A 17,500-nucleotide genomic window follows, 5' to 3' on the forward strand; every position below is an offset into this window, starting at 1 on the left:
TTGAAAGAAAAACAATTTTGGAATCAGATTTTAGAATTAGCTAAAGAGAGATTGACACGATCAATGTTTGATTTCTATGCAACACCTGCTGAATTAATAAAGGTCGAGGGAAATGTAGCTACCATATTTTTACCAAGATCTGAAATGGAAATGGTTTGGAGTACAAAACTCAATGATATTATTGTAGCTGTCGGTTTCCAAATCTATGACACTGAAATTAAAGCACAATATGTATTGACTAAGGAAAATTCTGACTCCTCCGATACAACAACTGTTGAAAATTCTAATCATCAACAAGAACAAACTATAAAATCTATCCCTTACTCAGAAACAGGATTAAGAGATATTTATACTTTTGATAATTTCATCCAAGGAGATGGAAATATTTGGGCCAAGTCTGCTGCTTTAGCCGTCTCGGAAGATCCTGGGCTAACTTATAATCCTCTGTTTATATATGGAGGACCTGGTTTAGGAAAAACTCACTTACTCAATGCTTTGGGGAATGAAATTCTTAAAAAAAATCCTAATGCGCGTGTAAAATATATTCCTGCTGAAAGTTTTATTAATGAATTTTTAGATCATTTAAGACTCAATGATATGGATAATTTTAAAAAAACCTATCGAAGTCTAGATCTCCTTCTTATTGATGACATTCAATCTCTTAGTGGAAATAAAGTACAAACTCAGGATGAATTTTTCAATACATTTAACAAACTTCACAGTAATAATAAACAGATCGTTTTAACGAGTGACCGTAGGCCAGAACAACTAGAAAACCTACCTGAACGACTTGTCACGCGCTTCTCATGGGGATTAACAACGGATATTACTCCACCTGATTTTGAAACTCGTATCGCTATCCTAAATAGTAAAACAGAGGATTTAGATTATCATTTTCAACCTGACACAATCGAATATTTGGCTGGCCAGTTTGATTCAAATGTACGTGAATTAGAAGGTGCGCTCAAAGATATTAGTCTCATGGCTAAAGTCAAACAAATCAACACTATAACTGTGGATATTGCATCTGAGGCTATACGTGCTAGAAAACAAAGCGTCAGCACCATGATTGTCATTCCGATTGAAAAAATCCAAGAGGAAGTCGGAAAATTTTATGATGTGAGCGTTAAGGAGATGAAGGGAACTAGACGTGTTCAGAATATTGTTCTAGCTCGCCAAGTTGCTATGTACCTAGCTAGAGAATTAACTGATAACAGTCTTCCAAAAATCGGAAAAGAATTTGGTGGTAAAGATCATACAACCGTCATTCATGCTCATGCAAAAATCAAATCTATGATTGAAACTGATGATAAATTACGTATAGAAATCGAAACCATCAAAAAGAAAATCAAATAACTTGTGGATAAGTGTTTAAAATTTTACTGATTTATTAACAAATTTTAAACAAGTATAACTTCTTGATTTTTCTAAACTAAACTTGGTTTTCCACAGATTTCACACAGCCTACTATTACTATTAACCTTCTAATAATAAAAATAAATAAAGGAGATTCCATGATTCATTTTTCTATTAATAAAAATTTATTCCTGCAATCATTAAATATTACTAAACGTGCTATTAGTTCAAAAAATGCTATTCCTGTTTTATCAACTATTAAAATTGATGTGACTAACGAAGGAATTACATTAATTGGATCAAATGGTCAAATTTCAATTGAGAATTTCATTTCTCAAAAAGATGAAAATGCAGGTCTTCTGATTAACTCTTTAGGTTCTATCCTTCTAGAAGCTTCATTCTTTATCAATGTTGTTTCTAGTCTTCCAGATGTGACTCTTGATTTTAAAGAAATTGAACAACACCAAATTGTATTAACAAGTGGGAAATCAGAGATTACCCTTAAAGGTAAAGACAGCGAGCAGTATCCACGTATCCAGGAAATTGCAGCAAGTAATCCTTTAGTTCTTGAAACAAAGCTTCTTAAAAAGATTATCAACGAAACTGCCTTTGCAGCTAGTGTTCAAGAAAGTCGTCCAATCTTGACTGGTGTACATTTTGTCCTAAGTAATCATCAAGAATTAAAAACAGTTGCGACAGATTCTCACCGTCTCAGTCAGAAGAAATTGACACTTGAGAAAAATAGTGATAATTTCGACGTTGTTATCCCTAGTCGCTCTCTACGCGAATTTTCAGCTGTTTTTACAGACGATATCGAAACAGTAGAGATTTTCTTCGCAAACAACCAAATTCTCTTTAGAAGCGAAAATATTAGCTTCTACACACGTCTCTTAGAAGGTAATTATCCTGATACAGATCGCCTAATTCCAACAGATTTTAATACGACAGTGACTTTTGATGTTGTGAATCTACGTCAATCTATGGAACGTGCACGTCTCCTATCAAGTGCAACTCAAAACGGTACTGTAAAATTAGAAATCAAACAAGGAGTGGTTACAGCCCATGTAAATTCTCCAGAAGTTGGTAAAGTAGACGAAGAAATTGATACAATTGCTGTATCTGGCGAAGACTTGACTATTAGCTTTAACCCAACTTACTTGATTGAAGCACTAAAAGCCTTGAATAGTGAAAAGGTAACAATCAGCTTCATTTCAGCAATTCGTCCATTTACCTTGGTACCAGCTGATACAGATGAAGATTTCATGCAGCTGATTACACCAGTTCGTACAAATTAATGGAAAGAGGTTGAGCCTAGCTCACCTCTTTTATGATATAATCAGAAATATGAAAAGGAGAGTAGTATGTATCAAGTTGGAAATTTTGTTGAAATGAAAAAACCACATGCTTGTACAATCAAATCTACAGGCAAAAAAGCAAATCGTTGGGAAATTACTCGTTTAGGTGCAGATATTAAAATTAAATGCAGTAATTGTGATCATGTAGTCATGATGAGTCGCTATGATTTTGAAAGAAAAATGAACAAAATTATCGACTAGAAACACTGAATTGGAGAGTTAGCAAGTTTTCCCTTTTTGTGTTATAATATTGAAGATTGAAATGTGAACGGAGAATGAGAAACTATGGCTTTAACAGCAGGTATCGTGGGTTTGCCAAACGTTGGTAAATCAACCCTATTTAACGCAATTACAAAAGCAGGAGCAGAGGCTGCAAACTATCCATTTGCAACCATTGATCCAAACGTTGGGATGGTAGAAGTTCCAGATGAACGCCTCCAAAAATTAACTGAAATGATCACTCCTAAGAAGACAGTTCCAACAACCTTTGAATTTACAGATATTGCAGGGATTGTAAAAGGTGCGTCAAAAGGTGAAGGTCTTGGTAATAAATTCTTGGCCAATATCCGTGAAGTTGATGCCATTGTCCATGTGGTTCGTGCCTTTGATGATGAAAATGTCATGCGTGAACAAGGTCGTGAAGATGCTTTTGTTGATCCACTAGCAGACATTGATACCATTAACCTAGAATTGATTCTTGCTGACCTAGAATCTGTCAATAAACGCTATGCGCGTGTTGAAAAGATGGCACGTACGCAAAAAGATAAGGAATCAGTTGCAGAATTTAACGTTCTCCAAAAGATTAAACCAGTTCTTGAAGACGGTAAGTCAGCACGTACCATTGAATTTACAGATGAAGAGCAAAAAGTAGTCAAAGGACTCTTCCTTTTGACTACTAAACCAGTTCTTTATGTAGCAAATGTGGATGAGGATGTTGTTGGAGACCCAGAATCTATTGATTATGTGAAGCAAATTCGTGAATTCGCAGAAACAGAAAATGCAGAGGTAGTGGTGATTTCTGCGCGTGCTGAAGAAGAAATTTCTGAATTAGACGATGAAGATAAAAAAGAGTTTCTTGAAGCTATTGGTTTGACAGAATCAGGTGTGGATAAGTTGACTCGTGCAGCTTACCATCTACTTGGACTTGGAACTTACTTCACAGCTGGTGAAAAAGAGGTTCGTGCTTGGACCTTTAAACGTGGTATGAAAGCTCCACAAGCAGCTGGTATCATCCACTCTGACTTCGAAAAAGGTTTTATTCGTGCAGTAACTATGTCTTATGATGATTTGATTAAATACGGATCTGAAAAGGCTGTAAAAGAAGCTGGACGTTTGCGTGAAGAAGGAAAAGAATATGTCGTTCAAGATGGCGATATCATGGAATTCCGCTTTAACGTATAATCAACATTTTTAATAGTGTCAATTAGGTTGGAAAAAAATTCCAACCCTTTTGGGTTTTGAAAGGAAATTTTAATGACAAAATTACTTGTAGGATTGGGAAATCCAGGGGATAAATATTTTGAGACAAAGCATAATGTTGGTTTTATGTTGATTGACCAACTAGCAAAAAAACAGAATGTATCCTTTACACACGATAAAATATTCCAAGCTGAATTAGCTTCATTTTTCCTTAATGGTGAAAAAATTTATCTAGTGAAACCAACAACTTTTATGAATGAAAGTGGGAAAGCAGTTCATGCTTTATTAACCTACTATGGTTTAGATATTAAAGATTTACTGATTATTTACGATGATCTTGACATGGAAGTAGGAAAAATTCGTCTTCGCGCTAAAGGATCAGCTGGCGGTCATAATGGTATCAAGTCAATTATCCAACATATTGGTACACAGGTTTTTAATCGTGTAAAGATTGGTATAGGTAGACCTAAAAAAGGAATGTCTGTTGTTCACCACGTTTTGAGTAAATTTGACAAGGATGACTATATAGGTATTTTACAGTCTATTGACAAGGTTGACGATGCTGTAAATTATTATTTACAAGAGAAAAACTTTGAAAAAACAATGCAGAAATACAATGGGTAAGGGAATGTCATTAATCGAATTCTTTTTAGAGAATAATCATATACAATCATGGAATGGGCATTTATCTCTCAAACAAAGACAATTACTACTTGGTTTATCAGGATCAGCAAAATCCTTAGCTATTGCAAGTAGTGCTAAAAATCAGGACAAGATTTTAGTGATGACATCTACTTATGGAGAAGCTGAGCGTCTAGTAAATGATTTAATTTCTATCCTGGGTACTGATATGGTTTATCCATTTTTAGTAGATGATTCACCAATGGTAGAATTTTTAGTATCGTCACAAGAAAAGATTTTTTCTCGCGTTGAAGCCTTACGTTTTCTAAGAGATAAATCTCAAAAAGGAATATTAGTTTGTAACATGGCAGCTAGTCGTATATTCTTGCCTGATCCTAAGATTTTCGATGATAGTGTTTTAAAACTGCAAGTCGGACAAGAGTGTGAACAAAGAGAATTAAAAAATAAGTTAACTGCACTTGGTTATAAGAAAGTTACACAAGTTCAGAGTCAAGGTGAATTTAGTCTTCGAGGGGATATTTTAGATATCTTTGAAACATCACAAATTTCTCCTTACCGAATTGAATTTTTCGGTGATGAAATAGATGGGATTAGAGAATTTGATGCAGAGACACAATTATCAAAGGAAAGTCGCCCTGAAATTTCTATATATCCCGCTAGTGATATTTTACTAACTGCTGAAGATTATCATCGTGGTCAGGAATTTTTAGAAAAAGAGATTGACAAGACATTGTCACCAACTGTAAAGTCTTACCTAGAAGAAGTTTTTAGTTGCACGAAAGAGCAAGTTTTTCATGCAGATATTCGAAAGTTTTTATCTGTTTTGTATAAAAAACAGTCGACCTTGATTGACTACTTGAACCAAGCGCCTATTATCTTTGATGATTTTCAAAAAATCATGGATCAGTATGATATTTTTGATAAGGAAACAGCTAGCTACTTTACAGAGGATTTACATAATAGTAAAGCTGTATCAAGTTTACAATACTTTGCAGATGTAGAAAGTCAATTTAAAAAATATTTACCAGCTAGCTTCTTTTCTAATTTTCAAAAGGGACTTGGAAATCTAAAATTTGATCATCTTTATCAATTTAATCAATATCCAATGCAAGAGTTCTTCAATCAATTTTCTTTTCTGAAAGAAGAAATTGAACGCTATAAAAAATTAAAATATACGATTGTTCTTCAGTCAAGTAGCGAGAATGAACTAAAAAAATTGTCAAGTATTTTAGAAGAATATGACATAAAAGTTGATAATATTAGTGCGAATGAATTCTGTAAAGGAACTGTCAATATTGTTGAAGGAAACCTTCGTCATGGTTTTCATTTTGTGGATGAGAATCTTGTATTCATCACTGAATATGAAATATTCAAAAAGAAGATTAAACGCAAATACAGAAGACAAAATATTAGCAATGCTGAAAGATTAAAGGATTATAGTGAACTCCAAAAAGGAGACTATGTTGTTCATCAAATTCATGGGATTGGTCAATTTTTAGGAATTGAAACGATTGAAATCAAAGGGATTCATAGAGACTACGTAAGTGTTCAATACCAAAATGGAGATCGAATTTCTATCCCTGTAGAACAAATCCAAACCTTATCTAAGTATGTTTCAAGTGACGGTAAGGCTCCAAAGTTAAACAAATTAAACGATGGACGTTTTAAAAAAGCTAAGCAAAAAGTTAAAAATCAAGTTGAAGACATCGCAGATGACTTAATTAAGTTATATGCAGAGAGGAGTCAACTTGAAGGTTTTGCATTTTCAAAAGATGATGAAGACCAAGTTGCTTTTGATGAGGCTTTCCCTTATGTTGAAACTGAGGACCAACTTCGAAGTATAGATGAAATTAAAAGGGATATGCAGACTTCTCAACCAATGGATCGACTCTTAGTTGGAGATGTTGGTTTTGGTAAGACAGAAGTTGCCATGCGAGCTGCATTTAAAGCTGTCAATGATCATAAACAGGTTGTCGTTTTAGTGCCAACAACTGTTCTTGCGCAGCAACATTACAGTAATTTCAAAGAAAGGTTTGAGCAATTTGCTGTAAACGTAGATGTTTTAAGTCGTTTTAGAAGTAAAAAAGAGCAAACTGAAACACTTAAAAAATTGAAAAAAGGCCAGGTAGATATCTTGATTGGGACCCATCGAGTTTTGTCTAAAGATGTTGAATTTGCAGATTTAGGATTGATCATCATCGATGAGGAACAACGTTTTGGTGTCAAGCATAAGGAAGCACTTAAGGAATTAAAAAAGAAGGTGGATGTCTTAACCTTGACAGCTACACCAATTCCTCGAACTCTTCATATGTCTATGCTAGGTATCCGAGATTTATCTGTCATTGAAACCCCTCCAACAAATCGATATCCTGTTCAAACCTATGTTCTTGAACAAAATGATCGTGTGATTCGTGATGCTGTGTTGAGAGAAATCGATCGTGGTGGTCAGGTTTACTATCTTTACAACAAAGTTGACACGATTGAAAAGAAGGTTTCAGAATTACAAGAACTGATTCCTGAAGCTTCTATTGGTTTTGTTCATGGTCAAATGAGTGAAATTCGTTTAGAGAATACATTACTTGATTTTATTGAAGGCGAATATGACATTTTAGTAACTACGACAATCATTGAAACAGGTGTAGATATTCCAAATGCTAATACCTTGTTTATTGAAAACGCAGATCACATGGGCTTGTCAACCTTGTATCAATTAAGAGGTCGAGTTGGTCGTAGTAATCGAATCGCTTATGCTTATCTCATGTATCGACCAGACAAATCTTTGACAGAAGTTTCAGAAAAGAGATTAGAAGCTATCAAAGGTTTTACCGAATTAGGTTCTGGTTTCAAAATTGCTATGCGTGATTTATCCATTCGTGGGGCAGGTAATCTTTTAGGAAGTTCTCAGTCTGGTTTTATAGATTCTGTTGGTTTTGAATTGTATTCTCAGTTACTAGAAGAAGCAATTGCTAAGAAAAATGGAACTGACAAGAAACGTGAAAAAGGAAATGCTGAGTTAATTCTACAAATTGATGCCTATCTTCCAGATGAGTACATATCAGATGAGCGCCATAAAATTGAAATTTACAAGAGAATTCGTCAGATTGACAATCGTGTCAACTATGAAGAATTACAGGATGAGTTGATAGACCGATTTGGAGAATATCCAGATGTAGTTGCCTATCTCTTAGAAATTGGATTAGCCAAAGCATATCTCGATAAAGTATTTGTCAATCGTGTAGAAAGAAAGAATAATAAGCTTGTCATTCAGTTTGAAAAAATATCGCAACAACTATTTTTAACCCAAGATTATTTCCAGGCTCTTTCTCAGACAAATCTGAAGGCTAATATTTCTGAGAATCAAGGTTTGATTGAAGTTGTATTTGATATCCGAAATAAAAAAGATTATGAGATTTTAGAAGGACTCTTAACCTTTGGAGAATCGTTAGCGAAGATAAAAGACTTAAAAGAGTCACATTAGGGATTACCTTTTTTCTTCTATAAAAGGGAGAAAAATGGTACAATAATAATTTGAGGTATTATAAGATGAGACTAGATAAATATTTAAAAGTATCACGAATTATTAAACGCCGTACGGTAGCTAAGGAAGTTGCAGATAAAGGGCGAATCAAGGTAAATGGAATCCTTGCTAAAAGTTCAACAGATTTAAAAATCAATGATCAAGTTGAAATTCGCTTTGGAAATAAGTTGTTACTTGTAAAGGTGCTCGAAATGAAAGATAGCACAAAAAAAGAAGATGCAGCTGGAATGTATGAAATTATCAGTGAAACAAGGGTAGAAGGCGATGTATAAAAAAATAGTCCAAATGAATAACTCTTTTATTCAAAATGAACACCAACGACGTAAATACATGATGGAAGAACGTCAAAAACGCAATCGTTTTATGGGATGGGTTTTGATTTTGATAATGTTGTTATTTATCTTGCCAACTTATAATTTAGCACAAAGTTATCAACAATTACTAACACGTCGTCAGCAATTAACGGATTTGAAAAAACAATACCAGGAATTGAGTGACGAAAAGGATAAAGAAGCTAGTTTAGCAACTAAGCTAAAAGACGAATCCTATGCAGCTAAATATTCCCGTGCAAAATATTATTATTCGAAATCATGGGAGGAAGTTTATACAATTCCGGACTTGCTTCCTAGGTAATGTAAAATGGAAAATTTATTAGATATTGTCGAAAAATTTTTAAGTCAGTCAGATGAAAAATTAGATGAGTTAGCTCAAAAGAATCATCTGTTACGACTACAAGAAGAAGAGGGGAAAAAGAATGCGTAAATTTTTAGTGATATTACTACTTCCTATTTTCCTAAAAAGCGTTCAAGTAGTAAGCACTGAGAATCCAGTTATCATTCCAAAACAAGAAGTTTATTCTTTAACTCATACTCCATATCATTTTTATTATCAAGATATTATAGAATCTCCAAAATTTTATGGTGAGACGCCAGTTTATTCTACAGAAGACCTGATTAAAGAATCAGGAAAAGTCAATGCAGAAACAAAATTATCTGTTTTAGAATGGCGATTAAATAAACAAGGACAGCCTGTGTTTAAATTGTCAAATAATCAATTTGTGATGGCTGATAAACGACTTTTATACGATAGTTCCATCGTAAACGATTTTTCTAAACGAGTATGGCTAGAACCAGGATTTGTCGTTTATAATAGTCCTTATGATCAACAAGAATTAAAGTCTACTTTAGCAGCTTATCAAGAGGTTGAAGCAGATATGTCTATTTTTGCTGAAGGTCGTGAATTCTTACATATCAAGCAAACGGGCTGGATTTCGACGGATTATATTTCCGATGATGATAATCGTATTCAGAAAGTACAAGAGTTGCTATCTGCAAATTATCAAAATGAACAGTTCTCTATTTATGTGAAACAATTGAGTACAGGTAAAGAAGCTGGGATTAACGAAGATCAGAAAATGTACGCTGCTAGTGTTATGAAATTACCTTATCTTTATTCTGTTCAGGAAAAAATCAATCAAGGTGATTACCAACTTGACACGAAATTGAAGTATGTTTCCGAAGTTAATGATTTCCCTGGTTCTTATAAACCGGAAGGAAGCGGTAGTCTCCCTAAAACAGCGGACAATAAAGAATACACTATCAAAGATTTAATCACAAAAACTGCAAAAGAATCTGACAATGTAGCTCATAATATTCTTGGTTATTATATTACGAATAAATCAGATGAAGCCTTTAAAAAAGAGATGGCTACTATCGCAGGTGAAGAGTGGGATGTGACAGATAAGTTGGCTTCAGCTAAAATGGCTGGTCAAGTTATGGAATCTATTTATAATCAGAATGGTTTTGTTTTAGAATCCCTATCACAAACATCATTTGATAATCAGAGGATTGCTAAGAATATTTCTGCTAAGGTAGCCCATAAAATTGGGGATGCAGATGAATTTAAACACGATGTAGGAATAGTCTATACAGATTCTCCTTTCATTATTTCAATCTTTTCCAAAAATTCTGATTATGATACCATTTCTAAAATTGCTAAGGATGTATATGAGGTCCTAAAATGAGAGACCGCGATTTTTTAAATCATCTTCTAGAAAAGGATTATTTCAAAGATCATTCAAGAGTTGTGCTAGCTTTGTCTGGTGGATTGGATTCGATGTTTCTCTTTCGTCTTCTTTCAACTTATCAAAAAGAACTTGGTATTGAATTGTTTTTAGCTCATGTAAATCATAAACAACGACCAGAGTCAAATCAGGAAGAAAATGAATTAAGAAAATTAGCTGAACAAGCTGGAGTTCCAATTTATGTAGCTTGTTTTACTGGAGATTTTTCAGAAACGAATGCTCGTCAATTTCGCTATAATTTTTTTAGAGAAGTGATGGAGAAAACTTCATCTACAGCTCTTGTAACAGCTCATCATGCAGATGATCAAGTTGAGACAATCTTTATGCGATTGATTAGAGGTGTTAGACTACACCATTTATCAGCTATTAAAGAAAGACAAACGTTTAATAAGGGAGAGTTAATTCGTCCTTTGTTGTCTTTTTATAAGAAGGATTTTCCTAAAATTGAGCATTTTGAAGATCCAACGAATAAAGAAAATCACTATCTTCGCAATCGTATTCGCAACCTCTATCTGCCACAGTTAGAAAAAGAAAATGTTCAGGTAAAAAAGGCATTTTTAGAGTTTGGGAAAGAAGTTTCTGATTATCAAATTGCTCTGGCTGAATTATCTCAAGCGGTTGATGTGGAAGATTTAACTCAGTTTTTATCTTTTAGTGAAGCAACGCAAGGAGTTTTACTACAACAATACCTTAGTCGTTTTGCTGATTTAAATGTAACAAGAGAACAATTTCAAGAAATTCATCATATTTTAAAAACTAAGAGTCAATATCGCCATAGTATAAAAAATGGTTATGAACTTATAAAAGAATACCAGCACTTTCAAATTGGTAAAATCAGACCAAAGTCTGATGAAAAAAGTAGTGAGTGTGTGCTAAACTATCAAAATCAAGTTTATTATGAAGGTTTTCTATTTTCATTCGGAATTCCTTTAAAAGGCGAAAATGTTCAACAAATAAATGTTTCCCGTGAAACATCATTGATTTTGAGGCATCGACAGTCAGGTGATTATTTGATAATAAATGGTCATCGAAAAAAAGTAAGGCGACTTTTTATTGATTTAAAAATTCCTGCAGAAAAACGAAAAAATGCGATTATTGTTGAGCAATTCGGAAAGATTTGTTCAATTTTAGGAATTGAATTCAGTGATTTGAGTATAAAAATGAAAAATGATATAATGAACACTGTACTTTATATAGAAAAAATAGATAGGTAAAATCATGTTAGAACAAGATATCAAGAAGATTTTGATTTCACAAGATGAAATTACAGAAGCTGCTAAGAAGTTAGGTGCTCAATTGACCAAAGATTATGAAGGTAAAAATCCGATTCTAGTTGGTATTTTAAAAGGATCTATTCCTTTTATGGCAGAATTGGTGAAATATATCGACACTCATCTTGAGATGGACTTTATGATGGTTTCTAGCTATCATGGTGGTACTGTAAGTAGCGGTGTTATCAATATCAAACAAGATGTAACTCAAGATATTAAAGGTAGACATGTTGTTTTTGTGGAAGATATTATCGACACTGGTCAAACCTTGAAAAGTTTGAGAGATATGTTTACTGCTAGAGAAGCGGCATCTGTTAAGATTGTTACAATGCTTGATAAACCTGAAGGCCGTACTGTAGAAATCGAAGCAGATTATACATGTTTTACAATTCCGAATGAATTTGTTGTAGGCTATGGTTTAGACTATAATGAAAATTATCGTAACCTTCCTTATGTAGGTGTATTGAAAGAGGAAGTTTACTCAAAATAGAAGGGTAAGTTGTTGAATGCAAAAGCAAAATAATGGTTTTATAAAAAATCCATTTCTTTATTTGTTGATGATTTTCTTGCTAGTAACAGGATTTCAGTACTTTTTCGCTGGAAGAGCTGCTGGGCACAGTCAACAAATTAAATACTCAGAATTGGTGCAGGAAATCACTAACGACAATGTAAAAGAAATAACCTATCAACCAAGTGGTAGTGTTATTGAAGTGTCTGGTGTCTATAAAACTGCTAAAACAGAAAAACCGGAAACAGGTATTCAGTTTTTCACACCTTCTGCAACAAAAGTAGAAAAATTTACAAGTATTATTCTTCCATCGGATACTACTGTAGCAGATTTGCAAAAATTAGCTGGGGAACACCAAACACAAATTGAAGTGAAGCATGAAAGTTCAAGTGGTATGTGGATTAACATCCTAGTTTCAGTAGTACCATTTGCCATTTTATTCTTCTTCCTATTTTCTATGATGGGCAATATGGGTGGAAATAGTGGACGCAATCCGATGAGCTTTGGACGCAATAAAGCTAAGGCTGCTAATAAGGAAGATATCAAAGTACGCTTTTCAGATGTAGCAGGAGCTGAAGAAGAAAAACAAGAACTTGTTGAAGTTGTTGAATTCTTGAAAGATCCAAAACGCTTTACAAAATTAGGTGCTCGTATCCCAGCTGGTGTTCTCTTAGAAGGACCTCCGGGAACTGGTAAAACATTACTTGCTAAAGCAGTAGCAGGAGAAGCTGGAGTACCATTCTTTAGTATTTCAGGTTCTGACTTCGTAGAAATGTTTGTCGGTGTCGGTGCCAGCCGTGTACGTTCACTTTTTGAGGACGCTAAAAAAGCAGCACCAGCAATTATCTTCATTGATGAAATTGATGCCGTTGGTCGCCAACGTGGTGTCGGTCTTGGTGGAGGTAATGACGAACGTGAACAAACCTTGAACCAACTCTTGATTGAAATGGATGGTTTTGAAGGAAATGAAGGAATCATTGTCATTGCAGCAACGAACCGTTCAGATGTTCTAGACCCAGCCCTTCTTCGTCCAGGTCGTTTTGATAGAAAAGTATTGGTTGGTCGTCCAGATGTTAAGGGACGCGAAGCGATTCTGAAAGTCCATGCTAGAAATAAACCTCTAGCAGAAGATGTAGACTTGAAGTTAGTAGCACAACAAACTCCTGGTTTTGTTGGTGCTGACTTAGAAAACGTATTGAACGAAGCGGCATTAGTTGCTGCCCGTCGCAACAAATCAGTCATCGATGCTTCAGATATTGATGAGGCAGAAGATCGCGTTATTGCAGGGCCCTCTAAGAAAGATAAAACTGTTTCCCAAAAAGAACGTGAAATGGTTGCTTATCACGAAGCCGGGCACACTATCGTAGGGTTAGTCTTATCGAATGCGCGTGTAGTTCATAAGGTAACAATTGTTCCTCGTGGTCGTGCAGGTGGTTACATGATTGCTCTTCCAAAAGAAGATCAAATGTTGCTATCTAAAGAAGACATGAAAGAACAATTAGCTGGTTTAATGGGTGGACGTGTTGCTGAAGAAATTATCTTTAATGTCCAAACAACAGGTGCATCAAACGACTTTGAACAAGCTACACAAATGGCGCGTGCAATGGTTACAGAGTATGGTATGAGTGAAAAACTTGGACCTGTTCAATATGAAGGAAATCATGCAATGTTTGGTGCTCAAACTCCACAAAAATCTATTTCAGAGCGTACAGCTTATGAGATTGACGAAGAAGTTCGAGCATTGTTGAATGAAGCACGTAATAAAGCAGCTGAAATTATTCAATCAAATCGTGAAACGCATAAATTAATTGCAGAAGCCTTATTAAAATATGAAACATTGGATAGTACACAAATCAAATCTCTTTACGAAACAGGAAAAATGCCTGAATCAGTAGAAGAGGAATCACGTGCCCTATCATATGATGAAGTCAAATCAAAAATGGCTGAAGAAAACTAAAATATTAGTAGGCTATATACAAGAGAGGATATAATGTTATCCTCTCTTTCTTATTGTAAAAAACAATATATGAAAAACTATTAAAAAAATTTCAGAAAAATAAACCCAATATCTTGACAAGGGGAAAAAAGTAGGTATAATAGAAAGAGTTGACAAGCTCAGGGTCCGTTGGTCAAGGGGTTAAGACACCGCCTTTTCACGGCGGTAACACGGGTTCGAATCCCGTACGGACTATGTGTGTATCGCGGTTGATGGGAACAGGTTATAAAAAAAGTTAAAAAAACCTGTTGACAGAGAAAATTGACTGTGATATACTAATATAGTTGTCGCAAGCGCGACAAAGACCTTTGAAAACTGAACAAGACGAACCAATGTGCAGGGCACTATAACTTAAGGTTATAGTACTGAACAATGAAAAAACAATAAATCTGTCAGTGACAGAAATGAGTGAGAACTCAAACTTTTAATGAGAGTTTGATCCTGGCTCAGGACGAACGCTGGCGGCGTGCCTAATACATGCAAGTAGAACGCTGAAGCTTGGTGCTTGCACCGAGCGGATGAGTTGCGAACGGGTGAGTAACGCGTAGGTAACCTGCCTGGTAGCGGGGGATAACTATTGGAAACGATAGCTAATACCGCATAACAGTAGATATCGCATGATATGTGCTTGAAAGGTGCAATTGCATCACTACCAGATGGACCTGCGTTGTATTAGCTAGTTGGTGAGGTAACGGCTCACCAAGGCAACGATACATAGCCGACCTGAGAGGGTGATCGGCCACACTGGGACTGAGACACGGCCCAGACTCCTACGGGAGGCAGCAGTAGGGAATCTTCGGCAATGGACGGAAGTCTGACCGAGCAACGCCGCGTGAGTGAAGAAGGTTTTCGGATCGTAAAGCTCTGTTGTAAGAGAAGAACGAGTGTGAGAGTGGAAAGTTCACACTGTGACGGTATCTTACCAGAAAGGGACGGCTAACTACGTGCCAGCAGCCGCGGTAATACGTAGGTCCCGAGCGTTGTCCGGATTTATTGGGCGTAAAGCGAGCGCAGGCGGTTAGATAAGTCTGAAGTTAAAGGCTGTGGCTTAACCATAGTACGCTTTGGAAACTGTTTAACTTGAGTGCAAGAGGGGAGAGTGGAATTCCATGTGTAGCGGTGAAATGCGTAGATATATGGAGGAACACCGGTGGCGAAAGCGGCTCTCTGGCTTGTAACTGACGCTGAGGCTCGAAAGCGTGGGGAGCAAACAGGATTAGATACCCTGGTAGTCCACGCCGTAAACGATGAGTGCTAGGTGTTAGACCCTTTCCGGGGTTTAGTGCCGTAGCTAACGCATTAAGCACTCCGCCTGGGGAGTACGACCGCAAGGTTGAAACTCAAAGGAATTGACGGGGGCCCGCACAAGCGGTGGAGCATGTGGTTTAATTCGAAGCAACGCGAAGAACCTTACCAGGTCTTGACATCCCTCTGACCACTCTAGAGATAGAGTTTTCCTTCGGGACAGAGGTGACAGGTGGTGCATGGTTGTCGTCAGCTCGTGTCGTGAGATGTTGGGTTAAGTCCCGCAACGAGCGCAACCCCTATTGTTAGTTGCCATCATTCAGTTGGGCACTCTAGCGAGACTGCCGGTAATAAACCGGAGGAAGGTGGGGATGACGTCAAATCATCATGCCCCTTATGACCTGGGCTACACACGTGCTACAATGGCTGGTACAACGAGTCGCAAGTCGGTGACGGCAAGCTAATCTCTTAAAGCCAGTCTCAGTTCGGATTGTAGGCTGCAACTCGCCTACATGAAGTCGGAATCGCTAGTAATCGCGGATCAGCACGCCGCGGTGAATACGTTCCCGGGCCTTGTACACACCGCCCGTCACACCACGAGAGTTTGTAACACCCGAAGTCGGTGAGGTAACCATTAGGAGCCAGCCGCCTAAGGTGGGATAGATGATTGGGGTGAAGTCGTAACAAGGTAGCCGTATCGGAAGGTGCGGCTGGATCACCTCCTTTCTAAGGATAAGGAATGCACATTGGTCTTGTTTAGTCTTGAGAGGTCTTGTGGGGCCTTAGCTCAGCTGGGAGAGCGCCTGCTTTGCACGCAGGAGGTCAGCGGTTCGATCCCGCTAGGCTCCATTGGTGAGAGATCACCAAGTAATGCACATTGAAAATTGAATATCTATATCAAATAGTAACAAGAAAATAAACCGAAAACGCTGTAGTATTAATAAGAGTTTATGACTGAAAGGTCAAAAAATAAGGTTAAGTTAATAAGGGCGCACGGTGGATGCCTTGGCACTAGGAGCCGAAGAAGGACGTGACAAACGACGATATGCCTTGGGTAGCTGTAAGTAAGCGATGATCCAGGGATTTCCGAATGGGGGAACCCAACAGGTACTACCTGTTACCCATATCTGTTAAGGATATGAGGAGGAAGACGCAGTGAACTGAAACATCTAAGTAGCTGCAGGAAGAGAAAGCAAAAGCGATTGCCTTAGTAGCGGCGAGCGAAACGGCAGGAGGGCAAACCGAAGAGTTTACTCTTCGGGGTTGTAGGACTGCAATGTGGACACAAAGATTATAGAAGAATGGTTTGGGAAAATCAGCCAAAGAGAGTGAGAGCCTCGTATTTTAAATAGTCTTTGTACCTAGCAGTATCCTGAGTACGGCGGGACACGTGAAATCCCGTCGGAATCTGGGAGGACCATCTCCCAACCCTAAATACTCCCTAGTGACCGATAGTGAACCAGTACCGTGAGGGAAAGGTGAAAAGCACCCCGGGAGGGGAGTGAAATAGAACCTGAAACCGTGTGCCTACAACAAGTTCGAGCCCGTTAATGGGTGAGAGCGTGCCTTTTGTAGAATGAACCGGCGAGTTACGATATGATGCGAGGTTAAGTTGAAGAGACGGAGCCGTAGGGAAACCGAGTCTGAATAGGGCGCTTTAGTATTATGTCGTAGACCCGAAACCATGTGACCTACCCATGAGCAGGTTGAAGGTGCGGTAAGACGCACTGGAGGACCGAACCAGGGCACGTTGAAAAGTGCTTGGATGACTTGTGGGTAGCGGAGAAATTCCAAACGAACTTGGAGATAGCTGGTTCTCTCCGAAATAGCTTTAGGGCTAGCGTCGACATCAAGATTCTTGGAGGTAGAGCACTGTTTGGGTGAGGGGTCCATCCCGGATTACCAATCTCAGATAAACTCCGAATGCCAATGAATTATGGTCGGCAGTCAGACTGCGAGTGCTAAGATCCGTAGTCGAAAGGGAAACAGCCCAGACCACCAGCTAAGGTCCCAAAATAATTGTTAAGTGGAAAAGGATGTGGGGTTGCACAGACAACTAGGATGTTAGCTTAGAAGCAGCTATTCAT

13 protein-coding genes, 2 tRNA genes and 2 rRNA genes (1 of these 17 cut by a window edge) are annotated in these 17,500 nt (G+C 37.2%); all 17 read left to right on the top strand.

The genetic code is table 11. The annotated features are described in order from the left end of the window. Complete coding sequence (dnaA, locus tag HW271_RS00005) at positions 1-1,356, top strand: chromosomal replication initiator protein DnaA (RefSeq protein WP_178894381.1); 1,356 nt, start codon at positions 1-3, stop codon at positions 1,354-1,356. A gap of 158 nt (positions 1,357-1,514) precedes the next feature. Next, positions 1,515-2,651 (top strand): DNA polymerase III subunit beta, encoded by a 1,137-nt coding sequence (dnaN, locus tag HW271_RS00010; RefSeq protein WP_178894382.1) that lies wholly within the window; start codon positions 1,515-1,517, stop codon positions 2,649-2,651. 66 nt (positions 2,652-2,717) lie between these two features. After that, a complete protein-coding gene (locus HW271_RS00015; protein ID WP_006150549.1) occupies positions 2,718-2,912 on the top strand; it encodes a DUF951 domain-containing protein in 195 nt (64 codons plus the stop codon). Between the two features lie 84 nt (positions 2,913-2,996). Then, entirely contained in the window at positions 2,997-4,112 is a 1,116-nt protein-coding gene (gene ychF, locus HW271_RS00020; RefSeq protein ID WP_006150542.1) for a redox-regulated ATPase YchF, read from the top strand. A 72-nt stretch (positions 4,113-4,184) separates the two neighbouring features. Continuing rightward, on the top strand, positions 4,185-4,754 hold the full coding sequence (gene pth / locus HW271_RS00025) for an aminoacyl-tRNA hydrolase (protein WP_178894383.1): 570 nt from the start codon (positions 4,185-4,187) through the stop codon (positions 4,752-4,754). Next, positions 4,747-8,250, top strand: coding sequence for a transcription-repair coupling factor (mfd, locus tag HW271_RS00030; RefSeq protein ID WP_178895637.1), 3,504 nt, complete (start codon positions 4,747-4,749; stop codon positions 8,248-8,250). Before pth ends, mfd begins: the two co-directional genes overlap by 8 nt. 65 nt (positions 8,251-8,315) lie before the next feature. Beyond that, positions 8,316-8,582 (top strand): RNA-binding S4 domain-containing protein, encoded by a 267-nt coding sequence (locus HW271_RS00035; protein ID WP_006146042.1) that lies wholly within the window; start codon positions 8,316-8,318, stop codon positions 8,580-8,582. Then, positions 8,575-8,943: a septum formation initiator family protein gene (locus tag HW271_RS00040; RefSeq protein WP_178894384.1), complete on the top strand. Its 369-nt coding sequence runs from the start codon at positions 8,575-8,577 to the stop codon at positions 8,941-8,943. Before HW271_RS00035 ends, HW271_RS00040 begins: the two co-directional genes overlap by 8 nt. Before the next feature lie 6 nt (positions 8,944-8,949). Then, a complete protein-coding gene (locus tag HW271_RS08750; protein ID WP_006154842.1) occupies positions 8,950-9,072 on the top strand; it encodes an SP_0009 family protein in 123 nt (40 codons plus the stop codon). Next, on the top strand, positions 9,065-10,333 hold the full coding sequence (locus tag HW271_RS00045) for a serine hydrolase (RefSeq protein WP_178894385.1): 1,269 nt from the start codon (positions 9,065-9,067) through the stop codon (positions 10,331-10,333). Before HW271_RS08750 ends, HW271_RS00045 begins: the two co-directional genes overlap by 8 nt. Continuing rightward, positions 10,330-11,607 carry a tRNA lysidine(34) synthetase TilS gene (gene tilS, locus HW271_RS00050; protein WP_178894386.1) on the top strand — a complete coding sequence of 426 codons (1,278 nt, stop codon included), beginning with the start codon at positions 10,330-10,332 and terminating at the stop codon, positions 11,605-11,607. Before HW271_RS00045 ends, tilS begins: the two co-directional genes overlap by 4 nt. A 4-nt stretch (positions 11,608-11,611) precedes the next feature. Beyond that, complete coding sequence (gene hpt, locus HW271_RS00055) at positions 11,612-12,154, top strand: hypoxanthine phosphoribosyltransferase (RefSeq protein WP_006150551.1); 543 nt, start codon at positions 11,612-11,614, stop codon at positions 12,152-12,154. Positions 12,155-12,170: 16 nt separating this feature from the next. Beyond that, positions 12,171-14,129, top strand: a complete 1,959-nt coding sequence (gene ftsH / locus HW271_RS00060; protein WP_178894387.1) for an ATP-dependent zinc metalloprotease FtsH — start codon at positions 12,171-12,173, stop codon at positions 14,127-14,129. A 162-nt stretch (positions 14,130-14,291) separates the two neighbouring features. Further along, positions 14,292-14,363 (top strand) — tRNA-Glu (locus tag HW271_RS00065). Positions 14,364-14,591: 228 nt separating this feature from the next. Next, a 16S ribosomal RNA gene (locus tag HW271_RS00070) occupies positions 14,592-16,139 on the top strand. A 50-nt stretch (positions 16,140-16,189) separates the two neighbouring features. Beyond that, positions 16,190-16,262 (top strand) — tRNA-Ala (locus HW271_RS00075). A gap of 124 nt (positions 16,263-16,386) precedes the next feature. Further along, positions 16,387-17,500, top strand: a 23S ribosomal RNA gene (locus HW271_RS00080); it runs 1,789 nt beyond the window's last position. The 16S and 23S rRNA genes sit together here with 2 tRNA genes alongside, the layout of an rRNA operon.

Source organism: Streptococcus sp. oral taxon 061 (assembly GCF_013394695.1).
In the GTDB taxonomy this organism is placed as follows: Bacteria; Bacillota; Bacilli; order Lactobacillales; family Streptococcaceae; genus Streptococcus.

Bases quoted from the DNA above. Each gene is read 5' to 3' on its own strand.
- dnaN (WP_178894382.1), top strand. From the start codon at position 1,515: ATGATTCATTTTTCTATTAATAAAAATTTATTCCTGCAATCATTAAAT.
- HW271_RS00015 (WP_006150549.1), top strand. From the start codon at position 2,718: ATGTATCAAGTTGGAAATTTTGTTGAAATGAAAAAACCACATGCTTGT.
- ychF (WP_006150542.1), top strand. From the start codon at position 2,997: ATGGCTTTAACAGCAGGTATCGTGGGTTTGCCAAACGTTGGTAAATCA.
- pth (WP_178894383.1), top strand. From the start codon at position 4,185: ATGACAAAATTACTTGTAGGATTGGGAAATCCAGGGGATAAATATTTT.
- mfd (WP_178895637.1), top strand. From the start codon at position 4,747: ATGGGTAAGGGAATGTCATTAATCGAATTCTTTTTAGAGAATAATCAT.
- HW271_RS00035 (WP_006146042.1), top strand. From the start codon at position 8,316: ATGAGACTAGATAAATATTTAAAAGTATCACGAATTATTAAACGCCGT.
- HW271_RS00040 (WP_178894384.1), top strand. From the start codon at position 8,575: ATGTATAAAAAAATAGTCCAAATGAATAACTCTTTTATTCAAAATGAA.
- HW271_RS08750 (WP_006154842.1), top strand. From the start codon at position 8,950: ATGGAAAATTTATTAGATATTGTCGAAAAATTTTTAAGTCAGTCAGAT.
- HW271_RS00045 (WP_178894385.1), top strand. From the start codon at position 9,065: ATGCGTAAATTTTTAGTGATATTACTACTTCCTATTTTCCTAAAAAGC.
- tilS (WP_178894386.1), top strand. From the start codon at position 10,330: ATGAGAGACCGCGATTTTTTAAATCATCTTCTAGAAAAGGATTATTTC.
- hpt (WP_006150551.1), top strand. From the start codon at position 11,612: ATGTTAGAACAAGATATCAAGAAGATTTTGATTTCACAAGATGAAATT.
- ftsH (WP_178894387.1), top strand. From the start codon at position 12,171: ATGCAAAAGCAAAATAATGGTTTTATAAAAAATCCATTTCTTTATTTG.